This window comes from Virgisporangium aurantiacum, from assembly GCF_016863635.1.
GTDB lineage: Bacteria > Actinomycetota > Actinomycetes > Mycobacteriales > Micromonosporaceae > Virgisporangium > Virgisporangium aurantiacum.
In genome coordinates this window covers 1-23,551 of the sequence record NZ_BOPG01000083.1, presented here as the reverse complement: position 1 = coordinate 23,551, position 23,551 = coordinate 1, and the positions used below count along the sequence as shown (strand labels likewise).

Below are 23,551 nucleotides of genomic sequence, written 5' to 3'. Positions count from 1 at the left end.
CGATGACTGCGGACCCTGATCTGCTCCGGCACCTGCGCGGGCCGAGCGCCGAGTCCGGCGGGGTGTTCTGGCAGAACGACCACCAGCTGATGGTGTTCGACGCCGACACCGCGGTGCGGGCCAACGCCGACAACTTCGCCGACCTCACCATGCCCGACCGCTTCGTCGACGTGCTGCGCCGCCGGCCGAGCCCGGCGGTCTCGTGGAAGCAGGTGCGGGCGACCTTCCTGGCCCAGCTGCGCCGGCTCGCCGCCCCGGCCGAACTGGCCGCGCTCGACGAGCGGATGACGGCCGTCCTGCGCGAGCGGCTCGACGAGCGGCTCGACCTGCCGTGGTTGGCCCACGAGGTGAGCTTCCGGTCGTTGGTTCCGCTGGTGATCGGCGGGCTGCGGGCGTCCGATCAAATAAAGATCACCCGGGACGCGCTCACAAAATTGGACCGGCTCATGCGCCCGCCGAAGCGCGACCTCCCGATGTGGCTGTCACCCCGGCTGGTCTCGATCGGCGTCCAGGCCGGCCTGGTGATCCGCCGTGAACTGCGGCGCCGGGCCAAGGCACCCCGACGGCTGGACCTCACCGACGCGATCGCCACCGACCTGCTCGCCGACCTCGGCATGGACCGGGCCGTGCACTCGATCGCCGCGGTGCTCACCGCGATCGCCGGGCCGCCCGGCGCCGCGGCGGCCAACGTCATGTACGCGCTGGTGACCCGCCCCGACTGGGCCGACCGGCTCGCCGCCGAATTCGCCGCGATCACCCCCGACGAGCTGTACCGGACGGGCACCCGCTGCGCACCGCTGGCGCACCGCTTCGTCAAGGAGGTGCTGCGCATGTGGAGTTCGCCGACGATGATGACGCGCAGCGCCCGCTGTCCGCTGCGGATCGCCGGCCACGACCTCGACGTCGGGCAGCAGTACGTGGTGAGCCCCGCGATGGTGCACCACGACGAGCGGCACTGGCGCGACCCGGAGACGTTCGACCCGGACCGGTGGCTGCCCGACGCCCCGAACGGCCTCACCGGCGCCCAGCACTATGTGCCGTTCGGCTGGGCACCGACGGCGTGCATCGGTGCCGGGCTGGGCACCATTCAACTGGTGCTGCTGTGCCGCCTGTTCTGCACGGAGTTCCGGGTCGAGGCCGCCGACCCGTCGGCGCTACGGGTGGCCGTCGGCTCGGTGGCGCTGCCGATGGACTTCACCGGACGGGTGACGCGGCGCTCCCACGCCGTCGCCCCGTAACCTGCACTCTTTCTCCACACCGGCCCTTTAGTGTTCAGCCATGTCCACCCTGACCCGCGTCCGGCTCTGGCTCGCGCTGTTCGTGGCGGGGCTCGTCGTCAGCGGCGTCACCGCGTTTCCGCTCGAGGCCGAGACCCGGCTGCTGGCCCGCACGCTGGACGGGTACTGGTTCGACCGGGTCGCCGAAGGCGTCGCGCAGACCAACCTCGACTACCCGTTCATGGCCTACGGAACGGACTGGCTCGCCTTCGCCCACCTGGTGATCGCCGTCGCGTTCTGGGGCCCGATCCGCGACCCGGTGCGCAACGTGTGGGTCGTGCACTGGGGCATGATCTCCTGCGCCGCCGTGGTGCCGCTCGCGTTGATCGCGGGGACCGTGCGCGGGATCCCGTGGGGCTGGCGCCTCATCGACATCTCCTTCGGCGTGATCGGGATCGTGCCGCTGCTGTTCGCCCTGCGCGGCATCCGCGAACTCGCCCGCCATTCCCCTCCGGAATGATGACGGCATGGCGATCTACTGCGAGGCACAGACCCGGTACGACGGGGCCGACCCGGCCGTCTTCCTCGCCGGCGGGATCACCGGCTGCCCCGACTGGCAGGCCGAGGCGCGGCGCGAGCTCGACTCCCTGCCGATCGCGATCCTGAACCCGCGCATGGCGGACTTCCCGATTCACGACCCGGGCGCGGCCCCCGCGCAGATCGCGTGGGAGTTCGAGCACCTCCGCCGCGCCGACGTCGTCCTCTTCTGGTTCCCCGACAGCGGCCCGGTCGTACAGCCGATCGTGCTCTACGAACTGGGCGCGCACGCCACCGCCGGCAAGCCGATCGCGGTGGGCTGCGACCCCGGGTACGCCCGCCGCGTCGACGTCGTGCTCCAGCTCGGCCACGTCCGGCCCGAGGTGGTGGTGCGCGACAATCTCGGCGCGGTGTGCGCGGACGTCCGCACGCTCCTCGCCCGTTCCGGCACGTGAGCAGACGCAGGCGCCTCGGCCGCCCGGACATCGCCGCGCACACCGGGCGGTTCGACGTCCGGCCGGCCGCCGCGCACGACGTCGGCGTGACGTTCCTGGGAGTCTCGACGCTGCTGGTGGACGACGGCCGGACGGCCATCATGACCGACGGCTTCTTCACCCGGCCCTCGCTGCTCAGGGTCGGCCTCGGCCGGATCGCCCCGGACGACAGCCGGATCGACGCGGCGCTGACGCGGTTGCGGCTGTACCCGCGGCCGGCCGCGGGCGGGCTCGCCGCCGTGATCCCGGTGCACACCCACTTCGATCACGCCATGGACTCCGCGGTCGTCGCGCGGCGCACCGGGGCGGTGCTCGTCGGCAGCGAATCGGCGGCCAACATCGGACGCGGCGCGGGCCTGCCCACCGACAAGATCAATATCGTGGACCCGTCCCGGCCCGTCACCTACGGCGACTTCACCCTAACGTTCGTCGCGTCGGCGCACTGCCCACCCGACCGGTTCCCCGGAACCATCGCCGCGCCCGTCGTCCCGCCCGTGAAGGCAGCCGCCTACAAGTGCGGCGAGGCGTGGTCGGTCCTGGTCGAGCACGCCGGCGGACGGACGGCCCTCGTCCAGGGCAGCGCCGGGTTCGTCCCCGGCTCGTTGGACGGCCGACGCGCCGACGTCGTGTACCTCGGCGTCGGCCAGTTGGGGGTGCTGGACCGCGACTACATCACGGCCTACTGGCGGCACACCGTCGAAGCGGTCGGTGCCCGTCGCGTGGTCCTCGTCCACTGGGACGACTTCTTCCGCCCGCTGGACCGGCCGCTGCGGGCACTGCCCTACCTGGGCGACAACCTCGACGTCACCATCGACGTCCTCGGACGTCTCGCGGAAGCGCAGGGCGTGGCGCTGCGGATGCCCACCGTCTGGCAACGGGAAGACCCCTGGGCCTGATCAAATCGGTTGCCTCGTCGGCCGGTCCGGAGAACTGTGGGGCCGTGATCGACGCGGCTCACCTTCTTGCGGCCTATGACGAGCAACTTCGCACCGATGCCGAGACACCGAGCGCGGTCTCGGCCACCCGGCTCGGGCCGCTGCGTCTCGTCACCTTCGCGGGTGGCAGCGGCTTCGTCACCTATCGCGATCTCGGCGGGGCCGACGCCGACGCGATCCGGCGGCTGGTCCCCGAGGCGCTCGCGCACTACCGGGCCGACCCCGGGATCGAGCGCGTCAAGTGGAAGGCCCGCGGGCACGACCATGCGCCGGGCCTGCACGAGGCGTTGCTCGCCAACGGGTTCGTCGCGGGCGAGCCTGAGTCGATCATGGTCGGCGAGGCGCGGCTGCTCGCCGTCGACGTCGCGCTGCCCGCGGGCGTCACGCTGCGTCGGGTCACCGGGGAGGCCGACGTCCGCGCGATGAGCGCGATGGTCGACGAGGCCTTCGGCGACCCGGTGAGCGACGGCATGGCGAACGCCCTGCTGCGTCGCCTCGCCCGCGCCGACGGGATGGAGTTGTGGGCCGCCGAGGCCGACGGCCGGTTCGTCGGCGCCGGCCGGCTGGAACCGGTGCCCGGAACCGCCTTCGCCGGCATCTGGGGCGGCGCGATCCGCGCGGACTGGCGCGGCCGTGGGATCTACCGGGCGTTGACCGCGGCGCGGGCCCGGTCGGCGCTGGCGCTGGGCAAGACGCTCATCAACAGCGACTCGACCGAGGACTCCCGCCCGATCCTCGAGCGGTCCGGCCTGCTCACGGTCTCGACGATCGCGCCGTACACCTGGCAGCGGTAGGTCAGAGCCAACCGGAGCGGACCAGCACCTGCCGCCCGTCGACGGTGACGGGTGCGTCGGGGTGCGGCGGGTTGCCCAGTTCGCCGGCGCGCACCCGGTCGAGCAGCCGGCGCGTCGCGTCGACGATCTCGGGTGCGGCCCGGCGCAGTTCGGCCGCGTCGTCGGGGCCCGCCGTCCCGGCCGGGAACTTCGCCTCGGCGAGCAGGGCGGGCAGGTCGGCGAGCCGGGCCGCGACCCAGCCCAACGGATCGGCCGACAGTTCGCGGAGGAAGACCCGGTGGCCGGGATTCCAGTCGGTGAACACCGGGTGGTGGTGGGTGCGGTCGAACGGCTTGCCGCCCACGGCCTCGAGGAGATCGGCGCGCCACACCGGCCGGTCGACGCCGATGGGCGTCGCCGCGTAGATCGTCCCCCGTGGCTCGCCCCGCTCGATCACCCGCAGTTCCAACCGGACGCCGTGCTCGGCGCCCTCCTGCCCGGGGTGCGGCTCCGGGTCGACGAAGTACAGATCACCGACGACCACGGCGACGCGGTCGAACCCGAAGACGTACAACATCGCCTCACCCTACAACCGGCGGGCCGCGTCCCGACCCGCCGGTTTTCGCGTGGGACGGTCAGCGGACCCGGTCGTAGAGCAGGCAGATCGCCCCGCTCTCGACGGCGGTCGTGTCGACCAGCGTCCATCCGCTGCCGGGCTGGCCGTCGTCGAACAGGCGGGCACCGCCGCCGACCAGCTCGGGGCAGAGCGTGATGCTGAGCCGGTCGACCTCGTCGGCGTCGAGCAGCTGCCGGATGACGCTGCTGCTGGCCAGGACGATGATGTCGCCGCCGTCCTGCTGGCGCAGCTGCTTGACGGTGGTGGCCGGGTCGCCGTCGGCGAGGCGGGCGTTGTCCCACTCCACCTCCGTCAGGGTGGTGGAGAAGACCACCTTCTCCACCGCGTTGAGCCACCGGGAGAAGGTGCGGTCGTTCGGGTCCGCGTTCCCGTCGCCGGCGACGGCCGGCCAGAAGCCGGCGAAGCCCTGGTAGTTCTTGCGACCCAGCAGCGCGGTGGTGGCGGTACCGGTGACCCGCACCATGTGCGAGCGGGAGCCGGGCGCGATCGCGTGCGGGACGATCCAGCCCATGTCGTACTCGCCGCCGGGGCCGGTGACGCGGCCGTCGAGGGAGAGCGAGATGTTCGCGACGACTGTGCGGTTCGTGCTCATTTGAACTCCTTAAGCCGGTTTCTGCTTGCCGGATAAGGTTCTCCTGCCGGGCCGGTGCGTGTCGTCGTCAGACCTGGTGACATCGGGTCCGGGATTGGGGGTGTGTCGGGGGATGGTGGGTCCGCGCCTGGTGGGCCGGGCGTCCGAACTCGCGGCCCTGCGATCGGCGTACGAGCGGGCCCGGTCGGGAGGTCCGGCGGCCGTGCTGGTCTCCGGTGAGGCGGGGATGGGCAAGTCCCGGCTCGTCACGTCCGCGGTGCACGACCTTCCCGGCGAGCCGCTGGTGCTGGTCGGTGGGTGCCTGGAGTTCGGTGCGCAGGGCTCCCCGTTCGTGCCGTTCATCGCCGTGGTGCGCGACCTCGTGCGGCGACTCGGCCGGGGCGAGGTGACGCGCCTGCTTCCCGCGGGTGGTTCGGCGCTCGGCGACTGGTTGCCCGACCTGGGCCCGGCACCGGCCCGGTACGGGCGTACCCGCCTGCTCGAAGAGGTCCTCTCGCTGATCGGGCGGGTCGCGCAAACGCGGCCGGTCGTCGTGGTCGTGGAGGACCTGCACTGGGCCGACGAGTCCACCCGCGAGCTGTTCGCCTACCTGGTCCGCAACCTGGCCGACGCCCCGGTCCTGCTCGTCGGCACCCTGCGCACCGGCGAGCTCGCCGCTGGTCATCCCAACCGCCAACTCCTCGCGGAGCTCGGTCGCCGGGGCGAGGTGACGCGGATCGCGCTCGAACCGCTGGATCACCGGCACGTGGCCGAGCTGCTCGCCACCGCCGACGGGCAGCCCGCGGATCCCGCCCGCAGCCGGCTCATCCACCGGCGCAGCGGCGGCAACCCGCTGTTCGTCGAGGCGCTCGGCGACGCCGACGACACGGCGGCGGAGGACCTGCGCAGCCTGCTCCTGGCCCGCATCAGCGGCCTGCCCGGTCCCGACCGCGATCTGCTGGCGGCCATGGCGGTCGCCGGGGCGGGCCTGCCCGACGACGTGTTCGGCGAGGTCTGCGCCCTGCCGTCGCGGCACCTGCACGACGCCCTGCGCGACCTTGTCGAACGGCGACTGGTCGTGGTCCACGACGACCGGTACGCGATCCGGCACGACCTGATCCGCGAGGCCGTGTACGCCTCGCTCGTGCCGGGCGAGCGCCGCCTCCTGCACGCCCGCTGTGCCGCCGCCCTCGCCGACCGGGAGCCCGACCACCTCGCCCTTGCCGAGCACTGGATCGCCGCCGGAGAGGTCGACTCGGCCCTGCCGGTCGCGTGGCGGGCCGCCGGACACGCCGCCCGGCTGCACGCGCACGACGAGGAACTGCACATGCTCGAACTGGTCCTCGCGCACTGGGGCCGGGCCGCAGACCCGGGCGGGCTGGTCGGCGCCGACCACGTCGACGTGCTGGAACGCGCCGCCGCGGCCGCCTTCGCGACCGGCCGCTCGGGCCGCGGTCTCGAGCTGAGCACGGCGGCGCTGGACCAGGTCGACCCCGCGACCGATCCGGTGCGAGCGGCGACGCTGCTCGGCCTGCACGGCCGGTTGCGGCAGCGCATCGACGGCACCGGCATGCAGGACCTCCAGCGCGCGATCACGTTGCTGCCACCGGACTCGGCGGCCGACGTCCGCAGTCGCCTGCTCTCCGCGCTCGCGGTCATCGGCATCGGGGCACACCGGCACGACGACAGCCGCCGGTACGCCACCGAGGCCCTGAGCCTCGCCGACCGGCTCGACGACGACGGCCTGCGGGCACCGGCCGTGCTCGTGCTCGCCGTGCTCGTCCTGCACGACGTGTTCCACGGCACGGCGGGCGACACGGAGCTGGCGAGCCGGCGGTTCGCCGACGCGCGCCGCTTCGCCGACGCGGTCGGGGACGAGCACACGTTCCTGACGTCGTTCCAGTGGGAGGCGTTGATGCTCGGCGCCAACGGCCGGTACGAGGCGGCGGCCGAGCTCGCGCTCACCGGACAGCGGGCCGCCGACCGCCTCGGCCACGCCCGCTCGCGCGGCAGCATGCTCGCCATGACGCGCGCGATGCACCTGCGTCACCTGGGCCGGTGGGACGAGGCCGCGGAGGTGGTCGACAACGCCCTCGCCGACGGACCGCCGCCGCTGTACGCCGCCTCGCTGCGGCTGGTCGTCACCGACATCGCCCGCTGTCGCGGCGAGGCCGACCGGTTCGAACTGCTGCTGCGCCAGCTGGTCGAGTTCGGACGGCACGCACACGCCGCCGACGAGGTGCTGGCCGAGATCGCCGTCCAGCGGATCGCCTGGGCCGCCGACCAGGGCGACCACGAGCTGGCCGACCGGATCCTCGGCGAGCACCTCGGGCCGGCGCGCACCGCCTGGTTCCCGCCGGAGGCGATGCGGCTGGTCCTGGTCGGAGCGCGGGCCCTGCGGGCGTGGCGCGCCGCCGCGCCACGCAACCGGCGGGTCGCCGACGCGGTCAGCGCCAGATTCGCGGAACTGACCGACCTCGTCGACGCCGTGCACACCACGACGACCGAACTGGCCGCACACCGGCACACCTTCGACGCCATCGCCACGCCGGACGCGCTGCCCGCCTGGGACCGGGCCGCCGACGCCTGGCGCGGCCTGCGCAACCGGTACCAGTTGGCACTCGCGCTGACCGACGCCGCCACCACCGCACTCGCGTCGAACAACCGCCCCGGCGCCGCGTCCCGACTGCGCGAAGCCCACGCGATCGCCGCCGACCTGCGCGCCAAGCCACTGCTGGCCCACATCGACGACCTCAGACGCCGGGGCCGGTTGGCGGACGACGTCACCGCTCTCGCCACCAACGACTTCGGCCTGACCCGCCGCGAACTCGACGTGCTGCGGGTGCTGGCCCGCGGCCGCTCCAACGCGCAGATCGCCGCCGAGCTCTTCATCAGCGGCAACACCGTGGCGACCCACGTGGCCCGCATCCTCACCAAGCTCGGCGTCACGACCCGCACCGAGGCAGCCGCCCGAGCCCGCGAAGCGGACCTGCTGCACTGACCGGTCAGGCCGGGGGCGGGCTCACGCGGTGCACGTTGTCGATGGCCACCGACCACCGACCGTGCTCCTTGACCAGGCCCATGGTCACCTCGTAGTGGATGTCCTTCCCGGTCTCCGGGTAGTTGACGTGCGCCTCGAGCACCGCGATGCCGGAGTCGCAGCCGTACACGGTCTCGCTCTTGATGTCGTAGCGCCAGACCCAGCCGGGGACGGCGAAGGCCGCCTCGGCGTTGGCCATGATGGTGTCCCGGCCGTAGGTCGCGACGCCGTCGGCCCAGAAGATCATGCGGGGGTTGAGGATCCGTTCGTACCGCGCGGCGTCGCGGAAGTTGTACGCCTCGTTGTCCTCGACGACGGCGGCGTGGAACTCCCGCGCGCAGCGGCGGTTCCGCTGTTCCTCGGAGTCCGCCGAGGCCGCGGTCGGCACGGCGACTCCCGCGCCGGCGACGGCACTGGCGGCGAGACCGGCGAGCGCGAGCAGGAATGTCTTTCGCATGGTTCCTCCGGATGGGTCGTTGATACGCCCACCCTCGCGCGGCCCGCTCCCCGGACGCTCCCCGCACGCTCCCCCGGCGTCAGCCCCCCGACCGCTTCTGTTTCCTGGTCTCCCGCCACTTCTTCCAGGCCAGGATGCCCATGGTGACCACGCGCACCCCCTGCTGGAAACCGGTCATGTCGACGTCGACGGACATGTCCTCACCCACTCCGACGTGTTCGAGGACCTCGTCGCCCTGCTCCATGTACTGCCCGGCCTTCTCGGCCCGGTCCAGCGCGTCCTTGACCCCGTCGCGACGCTTCTTGACGGGACCGTTGGGGTCCTGGTCCTCGGGGACGGTCGATTCCCACTTGTGCTTGTCGTTGACCTTGAACCGGTACTCGGCCCGATCGCCGCACTGGCAGCCGTTCTCGTCGTAGGGTGTGCGGTCGGTCGGGCCGCCGGTGCCGCAGTTGTGCACGAGCAGCGGCGTCCCGCCGGCGAGCACGTAGTAGGTGTGGATCTCGTCGACGGTGAGGTCGTACATGACCCGGTCGCCGGTGTAGTTGGTCACCGACTCGACGACCGGTGCGGCCTGTGCCGTCCCGGCCGTCGCCGCCTGCCCGCCGAAGAGGACGGCGCCGACGAGCGTGCCGGCCGCGACGAACTTCCTGGCCGTGTCGTTCCAGAACGGGTGCTGCTGCGTCGTCTCGACCGTGCGCGTGCTGCCGTCCGGGGTGCGGACGGCAAGGTCGGTCAGGTCGCGGTCGCGGTTGATGTGCTGCTTCGTGACCGTGCGGGCCTCGGTGCGGCCGGTCGCGGGATCGGTCGCCACCACCCGGTCGCCGACGCGGACGTCCTTGATGGCCTTGGTGCTCCCGTCGGCCATGAGGACCTTGGTGTCCCGGGCGAAGCTGTGCGTCTCGCACTTCGTGGGGCGCTTGCGGGACCGGCCACCGGTGAGCCCGCCGAGGGCGGCGCTCTCGGCGACCCCGCGCAGGTCGACCTTGCCGGTCAACATGAACTGGGTGATCGCGTCGCCGGCGGCACCGTCGGCCGCGCCGGCGAACATGCGGCCGCCGAGCGAGGACATCCCGGAACCGAACCGGCTGAGGCCCGCGCCGACGAGCTTGCCGCCGAGGGCTCCGCCGAACAGACCCGCCGCACCCTGCAGGGCACCCATCCCGAGCGAGCCGAAGGCGTCACCAGCATTGTGGATCTTGCCCTGGGCGGCGTCCTTGCCGAGGTTGATGATGGCCGCGGTGCCGATCATGCAGGCGACGACCAGGGTGCCGCCGGAGGCCGCGGTGCAGGCGATCCCGGCGACGACCCCGAGGCCGATCGCGACCCCCTCGATGATGGCGTTCTTGTTGTCCTTCACCCACTTCTCGGAGGCGTGCCAGCCGTCCTGAAGCTTGTTGCCCGCCACCTTGAGGCCCCGGCTCGTCTTCGCCACGACCCACTTGCCGCCCTGCTGGAGCTTGTTGAGACCCTGCTTCAGCTTTCTCTTGGCCCAGCTGCCCTTGTCGGCGATCCACTTCTTCGCACCGCCGATGAAGCCCTTCACCTTGCGTTTGACGATGTTGTAGCCCTTTTTCAGGAGCTTCTTCCCCTTGTTGTACAGGTGTTTCAGGAGCCGCTTGCCCTTGTTGGCCAGCCCCTTGAGCGTCTTCTTGATCTTGCTGCCGACGCTCTTCAGCTTCTTGCCGACGGCCTTCAGCCCGCTCTTGAGCTTGCTGACCCCGCGCGAGACGGTCGAGGTGACGGCGTGGTAGCCCGACTTCAGCTTGCTCAAACCCTTGCTGCACCAGCCGCAGCTCGGCCAGTGGCCGATCGGGTCGGTCATCGTCATCGGGTTGTCCTCGGCGTACGCGAACCGGTTCGCGTTCACCGAGTCCGGCACCGGGTCGACGTCGACGGCGTCGCGCGTGTCGAACTGGCCGGAGAGCGTGTTGTACCACCGGTTCCACATGTTCACGCGACCCGTGGCGAAGTCGGTCCAGCCCGACTGGAAGCCGAGGTTGCCGAGCATGCCCGCGCTGCCGAGCACCTGGCCCAGCGGGTCGTACGTCGTCGACCCGGGCAGCGTGGTGCCGGTGGCGGTGAACTGACCCACCACGTCGGTGTGCAGGTCGACCCACGCGTACGTCTGGGTCGTCCCCGACGCGACACCGACCAGGTCGTCGTCATCGTCGCGGGTGTACCGGGCGGTGCCGTCGGCCGCGAGGGTGTTGTCCAGGCCGCTGTAGGCGAACCCGTCCCGCACCACCCGACCGAGCGCGTCGTACGCGTAGGTCTGCGTTCCGCCCGCCGCGTCCTGGCTGGCCACCTGACCGAACGCGTCGGTGCGCGTGGAATACGTGCCGGTCAGGTTCGACGCCGACTGCAGCGTGCCGCGCGCGGTGTACTTGAACGTGGTGTTGTCACCGGTGACCAGTTGGTTGCGCTGGTCGTAGGTGAAGGTCTTCGCGCCGGCCGAGGTGCGGTTGCCGGACTTGTCGTAGGAGTAGTTCGTGACCGCGGACCCGCTGTTCCACAGCACCAGCCGGTCGGCCCGGTCGTAGGCGTAGGTGTTGCTGCTCTGCCCCACGAAACCGGTCGTCGTCTTCGACGTCACGTTGTCGTTCGCGTCGTATCCGTACGTGATCCGCGCGATCGACGCGCCGGCCGACGTCTTCAGCTCGTCGCTGGTGAGCCGGTGCAGGCTGTCGTAGCCAAGCGACCGGAGGTTCCCGTTGTTCCCGTAGGTGATCGTCGACGGCTGCGACAGCGGCGTGTAGCCGAGTCGCAGCTGCACGCCGGTGGTCGGGTTCGCCACCGTCGCCAACCGGTTCGCGGAGTCGTAGGTGTAGCTCGTCGTGCCGGCCGCGTCGACCCGGGACGTCATCGACGACATGCTGTTGTAGCTGAACGTCGCCGCGCCCGACGGGCCCGTCGTCGTCAGCACCAGGCCGCGGTCGTCGTAGGTGAACGTGTTGGTTCCGCCCGGTGCCGACGCCGACGTGAGCCGGCCGCCCAGGTCGTACCCGAACGTGCGGTCGGCGGTCACGGCCTCCGCGCCGGCGCCGGCCTGTTTCGTCATGTTGCCCATGACGTCGAAGGTGTTGGTGACCGACACCCCACCCGGCAACCGTTGCGACACCGGGTCGCCGTTCGCGTCGTACACCAGCGTGAACGTGCGGTCGGCGGCGTTCGGGTACGCCGTCGTCGCCGGCTCGATCTGCGACTCCGGCAGGCCGAGACTGTTGTAGGTGAAGACGAACGGGTTGCCCCGGCCGTCGGTGAACCGCGTGCGGTTGCCGGCCGCGTCGTACCCGAACGTGGTGGTGATCGAGTCGGTCGCGCTGACCGGCTGCGTCTCCGACACCACCATGCCCGTGCCGTCGTAGGCGAACGTCGTCCGCGTGCCGCGCGCGTCGACCGCGGCGAGGAGGTTGCCGGCCGCGTCGTACTCGCTCGACTCCGCGGTCAGCTGCACGCCGGCCGCGTCGTACCGGCGGGTGGCCACGTCCCGTCCGGCCATGTCGTAGGTGACGGTCCGGAACGTGCCGTCCGCCGCCGTCTCGCGGACCGTGCGGCCCTCCCCGTCGTAGGCGTACGTGGTCACGGCGCCGGCCGGGTCCTTGCCGGTGACGACCTCGCCCACGGCGTTGTAGGTCGCCTCGGAGGCGGTGCCGTTCGGCCACACCTGCCGCGACGGCCAGCCGCCCGTCCCGTACACGTTGGTGGTCGTGTACCGCTGCCCCGACTGCCGCACGATGTCGGTGTCGGTGATCCGGCGGCCGAGGAAGTCGTACGTGCTCTCCGACCGGGCGCCGGTCGGATCGGTCTCCGACAGCAGGTTGCCGACGGCGTCGTAGGTGTAGGTCGTCGTGCCGTTGTTGGGCGCGGTGACCTTCGCGAGCCGCCCGAACTGGTCGTAGGTGTAGGTGGTGACGTTGCCCGGCGCGTCGGTCCGGGACACCAGCTGGCCGTTGACGTCGTACGTCGCGGTCGACTCCGGCACGATCGCCGTCGTCGAACCCGGCGGCGTGTAGCTCGGCAACCGCATCGACACCGGCCGGCCGGCGGCGTCGTACCGCGTGGTCGACACGTTGCCGAGCGGGTCCTTCACCTCGGTCCGCTGGCCGAACGTGTTGTATCCGGCGTAGGAGACCGGTCGCGCCTGCAGCGCGGCGCCGCCGTTGGCTTCCGTCGACACCGCCGGCGAGATCGTCGCGACGGCTTCGCCGTCGGCGTCGAGTTCGTGGTTGGTGGCCCGGCCGAGCGGGTCGACCGAGACCGTGACCAGACCGGCCTCGTCGCGCGCCCAGCTCTCGCGCACCATGGCCGCGCCCGCCGCCGGAACCGTGCCGCCGAAGACGCCGCCCACCTCCGACGGTGTCAGCGCCCGGGAGTACGCCTGGACGTCGCTGAGCGCACCGGCGAAGAACCCGCCCCGCCCCTGCCCGAGCGTCATCGGCCCGGTCGCGGTCCACGGGACGAACGCCGCCGGCAGCGCCTGGGTCGCGACGAGTGTGCCGTTCACGTACAGCCGCAGCTGTCGCGCGGCGGCGTCGAACACGCCCGTCACGTGGCTCCACGTGTTGAGCGGAGCGGCCTGCGGCGAGCGCACGGTCACCGCCGACGCCGCCGCGTCGTCGCGGTCGGCCATCGACAGCGACCAGACGCTTGCGTCGACGCCGAGGGTGAGCCCACTCGCCGACTTCCCGTCCTGGGCAAGAAGGTTCCGGGCACCCGTGGCGCTGGTCGGGTTCACCCACGCCGCCACCGTGAAGCTGCGCGCGGTGTCGAGCACCGGGCCGGTGGTGGCGATCGCGGAACTGGTGCCGTTGAACGTCGCCGCGCCGCCCCGGTCGGTGGTCCAGGTGACGCCGGTCGCGGCGCCGGTGCTGTTGCCACCGGTGTCGCGGGCCGTGGTCGCGCCGGCCGTCTCGGCCAGCCGCCACCGGGCCATCGGCGCGAGCGCTCCATTGTGGACGGTGTGGGCGAGCGGCCGGCCCAACTGGTCGTGCAGGGTCTCCGACCGTGACACCAGGCCCGACGGGTCGGAGACGGTCTGCGCGACCACGTCGTCGTCGCGGTTGTACTCGTGGGTGGTCGTGCGGCGCAGGCCGGCCGGGTCCACAGTGGACGTCGTGGTGCGGTTGGCCGCGTCGACCGCGAACGACACGGTCGTCACCCCGTTGTTGGTGACCTGCGACAGCAGGTTCCCGGCCGCGTCGTAGGAGTTCCGCTCCGTGACGAACGTCGCCCCCGACGCCGGATCACGCCGGGTGATCGTGGCCGTGAGCCCGTTGTCGGTGTACGTGTACGCGGTCACCCAGCCCATCGCGTCGGTCACCGAGCCGAGCCGGCCCGACGGGTCGTACGCCTTCGAGGTGAGCACGAAGTTCACCGGCGAACCCGGCGCGTTCGGGTCACCCGTGTAGGCGACGAGCGTCGAGGTGAGCAGGTTCCCCTCGGCGTCGTACGTCGACGCGGTCTGTCCGCCGTCGGGTTCGGTCTCCAGGACGATGTTCCCGTAGGCGTCGTAGCCGTACCGCGTCGTCTTCCCGGCGCTGTCGGTCACCGTGTCCTGCTGGCCGCGCGCGTTGTAGGTGGCCGACTCGGTGCGCGACGCGTCGCCGCCGGTCGGGTCGGCCACGGTCTCCGAGACGACCTGACCGTCGGCGTTGTAGACCGTCGTCGTCACCGCCGTGTGCACCGCACCGGTGACCCGGTTCGTCGTCGGCGGCTCCGACTGCTTCACCACCCGCCCGAGCTTGTCGTACGTGTAGCCGGTCGTCAGGCCCGCCGGGAACGTGCTCGTCACCTCGGTCTCGGTGAGCAGGCGGCCGAGGCCGTCGTAGGTGAACCGGGTGACCTTGCCGGCCGGATCGGTCACCGTGGCGACCTCGCCGCTGCGGAAGTACACCACGCGCTGGCGGACCCCGCCCGGTGTCGTCACCGTCGTCGGCAGGCCCGCCGGCGCGAAACCGCCGTCGGCGGCGGCCACCGTGGTGCCGTCGGTGAACGTGGTGACCGTGGTGCGCCCCAACGGATCCGTTGCGGAGACCCGGTTCCCGGCCGCGTCGTAGGCGTACGTGGTGAGGTACGTGGCGTCGGTCGCCGACGACGAGCGGCCGTCGCGGGTCGTCAGCAGGACGTCGTTGCGCGGATCCGGATTCAGTACCGTCGTCGTCGAGTCCGGGTAGTACGTGTAGTAGACCGTCGAGCACCGGTTCGCCGACTGGTCCTGGCACGTCGTCTGCGACACGGTGTTGCCGCGCACGTCGTGCTCGTTCGTGGTGACGTTGCCGTTGGGGTCGGTCACCGTGCGGAGGAAACCGCCGACGTCGTAGCCGTACTGGGTCTTGTTGCCCAGCGCGTCGGTCGTCGAGATCTGCCGGCCCGTGCCGATGTCGTAGACGTTGGTGATGGACCTGTTGCCCGGGTCGGTGACCACGACCGTCTTCACCGGCACACCCGTCGACGCGGCCCGCGCGGCGAACTGGCCCTGCACCTGGGCCGTCGACAACTGTCCACGGTAGACGGCCACCTCACCGATGCTGCCCGGGAAGTAGCCGACGGCCGCCGCCGACCTGCTCGGCGTCGTCGCGTTCCACTTGCCCGCGCCGACCGACACGTGGTCGCCGCCACCGGCGACGAGCGCCGCCGACAGCGCCGCGCCCACCGCGACGCCGTCGAGGTAGAGCGTCTGGGAGTTCGTGGACGCGGCCAGCGCGACGTGGTGCCAGTTGCCGTCGTTCACCTTGCCGGCCGAGGCGAGGACCCGCGTCGGGTCACCGGTCCAGTAGCCACCGCGGAGCTTGCCGTCGATGCCCACGTACAACGCGGGGACCTGCGCGGTGGTGCCGGCGGTATCGGTCACCGCGCCGTTCTGGTACCCGAACAGCACGCCGCCGGCGGTGCTGTTGGCCGGCATCCTGAACCACATGCTCACCGACGCCGGCCCCGTCACCGGGTTCGACGCCGCGGGCAGCCGCACGTACGACGACGTGCCGTTGAACCCCGCCACCGTCGAGTCGCCCAACGGGCCGCCGGTCACCCCGAGCGTCACCGCGTTGTAGGAGGCGACGTTGCCGTTGACCTGGTTGACGGCGTCGACGGTGCCGTTCTCCGCGAACCGCCAGTAGTCCACCGGACCGGCACCGAGCACCGCGCCCGAGTACACCTGTCCGGAGCCGGAAACCGTTGGTGCGCCGACCTTCCAGACACCGCCGTTGACGTCGGTCGCCTGGGTCAACGCACCCGTCTTCGGGTCGTAGGAGACCGTCGCCGACGCGTTCCCCGACGGGCGCACCACCGACGTCAGCGGGCGCGCGGTCGCCCGCGCGGTGCTGTTGAGCGCGGCGACCTCGTCGGCGGTCAGCGGCTTGTCGAAGTAGCCGACCTCGCCGATCGTGCCGGTGAAGAACGTGGCGTAGCCGGTGTTCCCGGTGCCGTTCTTTCCGTTGTCGGGCCAGGCGCCGCCGAGGAACCCGGCGCCGAGGTAGCTGTTGGCGGCGCTGGCCGCGTTGTACATCTGCACCAGGCCGCTCTTCGAACCGACGAGGCTCCCGTCGACGTACAGCGACTGCGTGTTCCCCGCCGCCGACAGCACCACGTGATGCCAGTTCCCGTCGGTCACCGCACCGGTCGTGACGATCGGGCCGACGCCGCCGGTCCAGAACTGCCCGTACAGCTTGCCGCTCGCGCCCACGTACAGCGAGGGCGTGTAGTTGCTCGTGGTCGTCGCGTTGGTGACCGGGCTGGCCTGGTAGCTGAACAGCACGCCGCCCGGCATGGTGGTCTTGAACCACATCGAGACGGCCTGGTAGCTGCCCTCGGCGACCAGCTTCGACGGCAGTTGCACGCGCGACGACGTCCCGTTGAACCCGGCCGCCGTGGCCGTCGAGCCCGCCAGCGCGCCGGGCTGGCCCAGCGTCACGTTGGCGTACTGGCCGTTGTCGGTGCCGCTGTTGTCGAGCACCGAACTCGTCGCCACCGTGCTGCCCGCGGCGTCACCGAGCCGCCAGTACGAGCGCGGACCGGTGTTGTCGACCGTGCCGGGGTACCGCGTGCCGTTGCCGTAGGAGTACGTCGTGCACTCGGTCGACGACGTCGGCGCGCACACCTTCGTCAGCAGGTCCCCGGTGTAGGTGTAGGACCACGTCAGCGCGCTCGACGCGTCGCCCGCGGTCACCGGGTCGGTGACGACCGTCGCCACGTGCTGCCCGGTCGCGCCGGTCGGCATCGTCCACGTGAGACTCAGCGACCGCCCCGACGCCGACGTCAGTCTGGTCGCCCGGCCCGACGCGTACGTGAGCGTCGTGGCCCGGCCCTGCGCGTCGGCGACGGACGTCAGCCCGGTCCGGCCGGTGGCACCGGTGGCGGTGGTGAACAGGTAGGTGGTGCCGTCCTTGTCGACGAGCCGGTAGCCGCCGGTCACCGCCGCGAACGACGCGAACCGGCCCAGCGGCGGCGCGAACGTCCCGTCGGCGTTGCGGCCGAACGCCACGTCCTGCCCGCCGGGGTACGTGACGACGACCGTGCGGACCGCCCCCGCGGCGTCCCGCTGTTCCGTCGCCCGGGAGTCGATGATCGTCGCCCAGCCGGCGCCGAAGGCGCCGTCGAGTCGCGGGTCCCGGCTGTTGTACGACCGCTCGATCGCCAGCGCCGGACCGACGGTGGCCACACCGGCGTCGGTGGCCGACGTCGTGTAGTTGCCGACCTGCGGGTCGAATCCCCTGCCGTCGTTCTGCGACAGCTCCGAGGTGATCGGCGGCTGCGGAACCTGCGTCGACAGGGCGTTGAGGGTCTGCGAGGTGCTCACCGCGCCGGTGCCGTCCATCGCGCCGACGGTCCACGAGTAGCGCTTGCCCCACTGCAGCTTGCCGGACGGCACCGTCCACGCCCGCGACGTGATCCAGCCGGAGTCGGCGATCTTCGTGCCCGCCGCGTCGTACACGAGGAAGTCGTAGGCCATCGCGCCGGCCGAGGCGTCCGGGTCGTGCGCGGCGACGAGCAGTTCCGGGGTCAGCGTCGGCGGCGAGTACCCGGACGGCGGGTACTGGTCGTCGACCTGTGGCGCCACCCCGGCGAGGAGCGTGGATGCCTTGTCCCGCAACGGTTCGGTCGTCGTGGCCGGACGCGCGACGCGCGGCGGCGCGACGTACGGGTCCAGGGCGTCGACGCCCCGTCCCGGCGCACGCCCGGCGCCGCCGTCCGCCGTGGTTGCCTCGGCCGGGAGGTGCGTCGGAACGCCCGCGGCTCGGCTGACCGCCGGTGGGCCGGGTTCCGGTGGTGCCGCGTGGCCGGGCCGGGCCGGCAGCCACGCCAAAATGTCCGGTACCGGGAAACCCGACACCTCTTCCACCGGATTGATGATGATTGATGACGCCAGAACTACCACGGCCGCAGCCGCCAGACGCTTGGTCCAGCGAAGTCCACGCCGACGCGATCCCCGTAGTCGCACTTCGGCCGCCCTTCAGCGGTGTATGTAGATGTGTCGATATAGTGACGCCTCATCGCTGCGCAGGCAACAAATACTTTCCGTCAACATCGTCGACCACGGAGAATCCACGCCACCCGGCCACCGTTCGCAATCTTGGACTCCCCACGGGCCTATGGCACCGCAAGGAGTCCAAGATCCGCGAATGTGAGCGCCTAGGTGACGGTGCAGGGGGTGGAACCAAGCCGGATGTCGGTGGGCCGGGCATTGCCACCGGTGTACGTGCCCTGGAAGCCGAACGCCACGGTGCCGTTCGTCGCGAGGGTCGCGTTGTAGGTCTCGTTGGCGGCGGTCACGGCGGTGCCGGTCTGGGTGATTCTGGTCTGCCAGGCGCCGGTGACGCGCTGGTTGCCCCCGAACGTCCAGGACAGCGCCCACCCGTTCAGGGCGGGTCCGCGGTTGGTCACGGTCACGTTCACGACGAAGCCGGTGCCCCAGTCGTTGACCTCCCAGCGAACGGCGCAGCCGCCGGGCGCCTGGGAGACCGATGCCGACGATGACGGCGCCGACGAGGAGGCGGACGGTTGCGTGCCGACCGGCGGGAAGCGCAGGACGCGGTCGTCCGACTGGGCCGGGCTGCCCCGGCCGTCGCGGTTGCTGGTGGTGACCCACAGCCATCCGTCGGGGCCGACCACCACCGTGCGCAGCCGTCCGAACTGGCCCTGCAATTCGGCCACGGGCGTGCCGGCGCCGCCGGCGGCGGTCAGCGGCACGGCCCACAGCCGGGTGCCGCGCAGCGCGGCCGCGAACAGCGTGCCGTTCGCGATCGCCGCGCCGCTGGGCGACGCCTCGGCGGTGGTCCACTGGACGATCGGGTTGCGGAAGCTCGGGTTGTTGCCGATGCCCTCAACGGTCGGCCAGCCGTAGTTCCCGCCGGCCACGATCTGGTTCACCTCGTCCCACGTGTTCTGGCCGAACTCCGTGGCGTACAACCGGCCCTGGGTGTCCCACGCCAACCCTTGCACGTTGCGGTGGCCGAGGCTGTACACGAGCGAGTTGGTGAACGGGTTGCCGGGCGGCACGGTGCCGTCGGGCCGCATCCGCAGGATCTTTCCGTTGCGGCTCTGCTGGTTCTGGGCGTTGGCGGTCTGGCCGGCGTCGCCGACGCCGGCGTACAGCATGCCGTCGGGACCGAACGCGATCCGCCCGCCGTTGTGGATCGTCGCCTTCGCCAACCCGCTGACGACGACGGTCTGGTTCTGGATCGCGGTCAGCGGGAACCGGACGATGCGGTTGTCGTTGGCCGCCGTGAAGTAGGCGTACACGAGGTTGTCCTGGCTGAACGTCGGCGACACCGCCAGGCCGAGCAGTCCGCCCTCCCCGCCGGGCACGACGCCGGGCACGGTGCCCAGCACGGTCGGCGCCGCACCGGTGCGCACCTGGAGCAACCGCGCGCTGTCCCGCTCCACCACCAGCGCGCTGCCGTCGGGCAGGAACGCCATCCCCCACGGCACGGCCAGTCCGGTGGCCACGGTGTTCGGCCGGGTGAAGTCGTAGCCGCCCGCGGCCTGCGCGGCGGAGGGCAGGGCGGGACGCAGCACCAGCGCACCGACGAGCGCGGCACCGGTGAGCGCGGCCAGGGTGGCCCAGGACGGGCGACGGACGAGGAACATGAGGACTCCCGGTAGGTCGGAGGGCGGATCCGACTCACCGACCAGCGTCCCAGCAACATCGACGTCGATCAATAACTTTCGGAAACCTTTCGCAAGTAACGGAAGGGTAACTAGTTGCGTGCGCATTGAACCGAACATCGACGATCTTCGTTCTCGCAGGTGGCCGCGGAGCGGCCCGCCGTGCTACCGCACGCGCGCACCTCCGACGAGGGGATCGACCTCTATGTCAATGAACCGCACGGAACCACCCCGGCTCGAACAGTTCGGGCGCGGACCGGTCGAGCCGGTTCCGCACGACGCGATCCATCACGCGATCGCCGGCTGGGCCGACCGGACGCCCGACGCGATCGCCGCCGAGCACGACGGCCGCGCGATCACCTACGGCGAGCTCGACCGCCGCGCCGACGCCCTGGCGCACCTGCTCACCGCGCACGGCGTACGACCCGGCGACACCGTGGGCCTGTTCCTGCGCCGGTCGCTGCCGATGCTCGTGGGCATCCTCGCCGTGCTGAAGGCGGGCGCCGCGTACGTGCCGCAGGACGTACGCACCGCGCCACCCAGGCAACTGCGCCAGGTGGCCCGGGCCGCCGGCATCCGGGTCATCCTCACCCTGCGCGGGCTGGCAGACCGCGTTCCCGCCATGGAAGGACGCACCGTCCTCGCCATCGACACCGACGCCGCCGTCCCCGGGACGGCGGCGTCTTTCGTTCCGGACCGCGCGGCGAAACCCGACGACGGGTGCTACGTGCTGTTCACGTCGGGCACCACGGGCACGCCCAACGGCATCCTGGTCACCCACCGCAACGTCACCAACATTCTGCTCACCGCGCCGGGAAACCTCGGCATCCGGCCGGGCTGGCGGGTCGCGCACCTGTTGAACATCGCGTTCGACATGGCCGCCTGGGAGATCCTCGGGTGCCTGGCGAACGGCGGCACGCTCGTGATCCGCGGTCAAAGCATCGCGGACGCGGCGGAGCGCGCCGACGTCGTCATCGCGACGCCGTCGGTGCTGGGCACGATCGACCCGGCCCGGTGCCGCCGGATCAAGGTGGTGGCAGTCGCCGGCGAGCCCTGCCCGCGCTCCCTGGCCGACCGGTGGGCGACGCGGTGCGCGTTCTGGAACTGCTGCGGCCCCACCGAGACCACGATCGTCAACACGATGCACCGGTACGACCCGGCGAGCGGGCGGCTCACGATCGGGCGGCCGACGCCGAACAACACCGTGTACGTGCTCGACGGGCACGGCCGCCCGTGCCCGATCGGCGTCGTCGGCGAGATGTGGGCCGGCGGCGACTGCGTCAGCGCCGGCTATCTCGACAACCCGGACCTGACCGCGGAGCGGTACGTGCCCGACCCGTTCCTCGGCGGCGACCGCCGGATGTTCCGCACCCGCGACCTCGGGCGCTGGACGGCCGACGGCGACCTCGAACACTGGGGCCGCACCGACGACCAGGTGAAGGTGCGCGGCTTCCGGGTCGAACTCGACTCCGTGTCGTCCGTGCTGGAATCCGTGCCCGGCTGCACGCGGGCGGTCACCCTGAAAGTCGACGACCGGACCCTGGTCGCGTTCGTCAGCCCGGCGTCGGTCGATGCGGAGGTCGCCCGACGCGCGGTGGCGGACGCCCTGCCCTACTATTGCGTGCCGTCGGAGGTGCACGCGTTACCGGACCTACCGACGACCGCCCGCGGCAAGGTCGACAAGACCCGCCTGCTCGCGTTGGTGGCGTCATGACCGACATGCTCACGCGGTCCGCCGTCGATCACCCGCCGTCCACCGGGGTGCGACGGATCCTCAAGCACCCCGCCCTGATGCACCACAACCGGCTCGCCGCGGGCGTCTGGGCGGTGAACCTGGTCCTGCTCGCGACCGTGCCGTTGAATCCGGGCACGCTGTCGTACCTCGCCCTCGGCAACGTGGCGCTGGCGGTGCTGATCCGCCAGCAGTACGTCATCAACCTGTTGTTCCGGCTCGCGACCAGCGCACCCACGACCTGGCCCCTGCGGGTGCGGTGGACGCTGGCGAAGGTGTACCACTTCGGCGGCCTGCACGTCGGCGGCGCGACGGCGGCGACGGCGTGGTTCCTGGGATTCGTCGTCGCGGCGACGCTGGACCCGTTGCCGGTGGCGCAATTGGCGGTCTGCTACACGCTTCTCGTCCTCCTGGTCGGCGTCGTGGCGACCGCGCTGCCGTGGTTCCGCGGCCGGTTCCACGACGCGTTCGAGAAGACCCACCGGTTCGGCGGCTGGGCCGCGCTGTGTCTACTGTGGACACAGACGCTCCTCGCCGGTGACCGTCCGGCGATGGTCGTCCTGTCGGTGCTCACCGCGAGCATCGCGTCGCCGTGGTTGCGGCTGCGCCGGGTGTCCGTCCACATCGACCGCCCGTCGTCGCACGTGGCGCTGGTGCGGTTCGACCACGGGGTCACGCCGTTCGCCGGCTCGTCCACGGCGGTCAGCCGGCGGCCGCTGCTGGAGTGGCACTCGTTCGCGAACATCCCGGAGCCGGGTCGCAGCGGGTTCCGGCTGACCATCTCCCGGGCCGGCGACTGGACCGGCCGGTTCATCGACGACGCCCCGGAAACGGTGTGGGTCAAGGGAATCCCGACCGCCGGGGTCGCCAACATCGAGACGCTGTTCACGCGCGTGGTCTACGTGGCGACCGGCAGCGGCATCGGCCCGTGCCTGCCGCACCTGCTCGCGCAGAAGGTGCCCGCGCTCTTGGTGTGGGCGACGCGCGATCCCCGGAAGACCTACGGCGACCGGCTGGTCGACGACATCCTCGCCGTGCAACCCGACGCGTGGATCTGGGACACCGGCGACCGCGGCAAGCCCGACATGGTGCGGATGGCGCTCGACGCGTGCCGGGAGTTCGACGCCGAGGCCGTCATCTGCATCTCCAACAGAAAGCTCACCTGGCAGGTGGTGCGCGGCGTCGAGGAACGCGGCATCCCGGCCTACGGCGCGATCTGGGACTCGTGAGGAGAGAACAATGAACGTCAAAATCGATCGGGACGGCGGTGTGGTCACCGCCCACCTCCACCGGCCCGCCGTACGCAACGCCCTGAGCACCGACCTGCTCGACGACCTCCTCGCCGCGCTCCAGCCGCTCGACCGCGACCCGGACGTCGGCTGCTTCGTCATCACCGGCACCGACCGCTACTTCGCGGCCGGCGCCGACATCGGCGAGATGGCGCCCCGGTCGTTCGCGGACATGTACCGCGACGACTTCTTCGCCGGATGGGACGCCTTCGCCGCGCTCCGCACCCCGAAGCTCGCCGCCGTGGCCGGGTACGCCCTCGGCGGCGGCTGCGAACTGGTCATGATGTGCGACGTCGTGATCGCCGCCGAGGACGCCCGGTTCGGGCAGCCGGAGATCAAGCTCGGGGTGATCCCGGGCATCGGCGGCACCCAGCGGCTCACCCGCGCGGTCGGCAAGGCCAAGGCGATGGACCTGATCCTCACCGGCCGGCCGATGGCGGCGGCGGAGGCCGAGCGCTGCGGCCTGGTGTCCAGGGTCGTGCCGGCGGAACGCCTGATGGACGAGGCCCTGGCGGCGGCCCGCACGATCGCGTCCTACGGAAAACTGGCGACGATGGCCGCCCGCGAGGCGGTCGACCGCGCCCAGGAGGTAGGCCTGCGCGAGGGCGTCCTGTTCGAACGCCGCACCTTCCACGCCCTCTTCGCCACCCACGACCAGACCGAGGGAATGCACGCCTTCCTCGACAAACGCCCGCCGCGGTTCACCGGCGAGTAGCACCGATGGCGGGCGGGACACCCGGTTGTGCCGGGCGTTCCGCCCGCC

At 71.8% G+C, this 23,551-nt stretch carries 14 protein-coding genes; 9 read left to right on the top strand and 5 right to left on the bottom strand.

Translation table 11 applies throughout. The features are described from left to right. Positions 1-2 precede the first annotated feature (2 nt). Genes Vau01_RS51350 through Vau01_RS51330 form a run of 5 tightly spaced genes read left to right on the top strand, consistent with a single transcriptional unit; the run spans position 3 to position 3,977 of the window. Positions 3-1,238 (top strand): cytochrome P450, encoded by a 1,236-nt coding sequence (locus Vau01_RS51350; RefSeq protein ID WP_204008660.1) that lies wholly within the window; start codon positions 3-5, stop codon positions 1,236-1,238. 40 nt (positions 1,239-1,278) lie between these two features. Next, positions 1,279-1,737 carry a hypothetical protein gene (locus tag Vau01_RS51345; RefSeq protein ID WP_204008651.1) on the top strand — a complete coding sequence of 153 codons (459 nt, stop codon included), beginning with the start codon at positions 1,279-1,281 and terminating at the stop codon, positions 1,735-1,737. A gap of 7 nt (positions 1,738-1,744) precedes the next feature. After that, positions 1,745-2,209, top strand: a complete 465-nt coding sequence (locus Vau01_RS51340) for a nucleoside 2-deoxyribosyltransferase domain-containing protein (protein ID WP_204008649.1) — start codon at positions 1,745-1,747, stop codon at positions 2,207-2,209. After that, a complete protein-coding gene (locus tag Vau01_RS51335) occupies positions 2,206-3,144 on the top strand; it encodes an MBL fold metallo-hydrolase (RefSeq protein ID WP_204008647.1) in 939 nt (312 codons plus the stop codon). Before Vau01_RS51340 ends, Vau01_RS51335 begins: the two co-directional genes overlap by 4 nt. Before the next feature lie 44 nt (positions 3,145-3,188). Continuing rightward, positions 3,189-3,977, top strand: a complete 789-nt coding sequence (locus tag Vau01_RS51330) for a GNAT family N-acetyltransferase (protein ID WP_239152636.1) — start codon at positions 3,189-3,191, stop codon at positions 3,975-3,977. A gap of 1 nt (position 3,978) precedes the next feature. On the opposite strand, the gene Vau01_RS51325 is transcribed toward Vau01_RS51330, so the two are convergent. Further along, complete coding sequence (locus tag Vau01_RS51325) at positions 3,979-4,533, bottom strand: hypothetical protein (protein ID WP_204008645.1); 555 nt, start codon at positions 4,531-4,533, stop codon at positions 3,979-3,981. A 58-nt stretch (positions 4,534-4,591) separates the two neighbouring features. Then, positions 4,592-5,185 (bottom strand): dihydrofolate reductase family protein, encoded by a 594-nt coding sequence (locus tag Vau01_RS51320; RefSeq protein ID WP_204008644.1) that lies wholly within the window; start codon positions 5,183-5,185, stop codon positions 4,592-4,594. Positions 5,186-5,297: 112 nt separating this feature from the next. Between Vau01_RS51320 and Vau01_RS64870 the strand changes: the two genes are divergently transcribed. Next, positions 5,298-8,165 carry a helix-turn-helix transcriptional regulator gene (locus Vau01_RS64870; protein WP_204008642.1) on the top strand — a complete coding sequence of 956 codons (2,868 nt, stop codon included), beginning with the start codon at positions 5,298-5,300 and terminating at the stop codon, positions 8,163-8,165. Positions 8,166-8,169: 4 nt separating this feature from the next. On the opposite strand, the gene Vau01_RS51310 is transcribed toward Vau01_RS64870, so the two are convergent. The 3 genes from Vau01_RS51310 to Vau01_RS51300 all read right to left on the bottom strand — a co-directional run bounded on the left by Vau01_RS51310 (position 8,170) and on the right by Vau01_RS51300 (position 19,749). Then, entirely contained in the window at positions 8,170-8,661 is a 492-nt protein-coding gene (locus tag Vau01_RS51310) for a nuclear transport factor 2 family protein (protein WP_204008640.1), read from the bottom strand. 79 nt (positions 8,662-8,740) lie between these two features. Next, a complete protein-coding gene (locus Vau01_RS51305) occupies positions 8,741-18,001 on the bottom strand; it encodes a LamG-like jellyroll fold domain-containing protein (protein WP_204008638.1) in 9,261 nt (3,086 codons plus the stop codon). Between the two features lie 290 nt (positions 18,002-18,291). Further along, entirely contained in the window at positions 18,292-19,749 is a 1,458-nt protein-coding gene (locus Vau01_RS51300; RefSeq protein ID WP_204008636.1) for a PQQ-dependent sugar dehydrogenase, read from the bottom strand. A gap of 229 nt (positions 19,750-19,978) precedes the next feature. On the opposite strand from Vau01_RS51300, the gene Vau01_RS51295 reads away from it, so the two are divergent. The 3 genes from Vau01_RS51295 to Vau01_RS51285 are packed head-to-tail and all read left to right on the top strand — an operon-like array spanning position 19,979 to position 23,503. Next, entirely contained in the window at positions 19,979-21,481 is a 1,503-nt protein-coding gene (locus tag Vau01_RS51295) for an amino acid adenylation domain-containing protein (RefSeq protein WP_239152633.1), read from the top strand. Then, positions 21,478-22,728, top strand: coding sequence for an FNR domain-containing protein (locus tag Vau01_RS51290; protein ID WP_204008633.1), 1,251 nt, complete (start codon positions 21,478-21,480; stop codon positions 22,726-22,728). Before Vau01_RS51295 ends, Vau01_RS51290 begins: the two co-directional genes overlap by 4 nt. Before the next feature lie 10 nt (positions 22,729-22,738). Beyond that, on the top strand, positions 22,739-23,503 hold the full coding sequence (locus Vau01_RS51285; RefSeq protein WP_204008631.1) for an enoyl-CoA hydratase-related protein: 765 nt from the start codon (positions 22,739-22,741) through the stop codon (positions 23,501-23,503). The last annotated feature ends 48 nt before the right edge of the window (positions 23,504-23,551 follow it).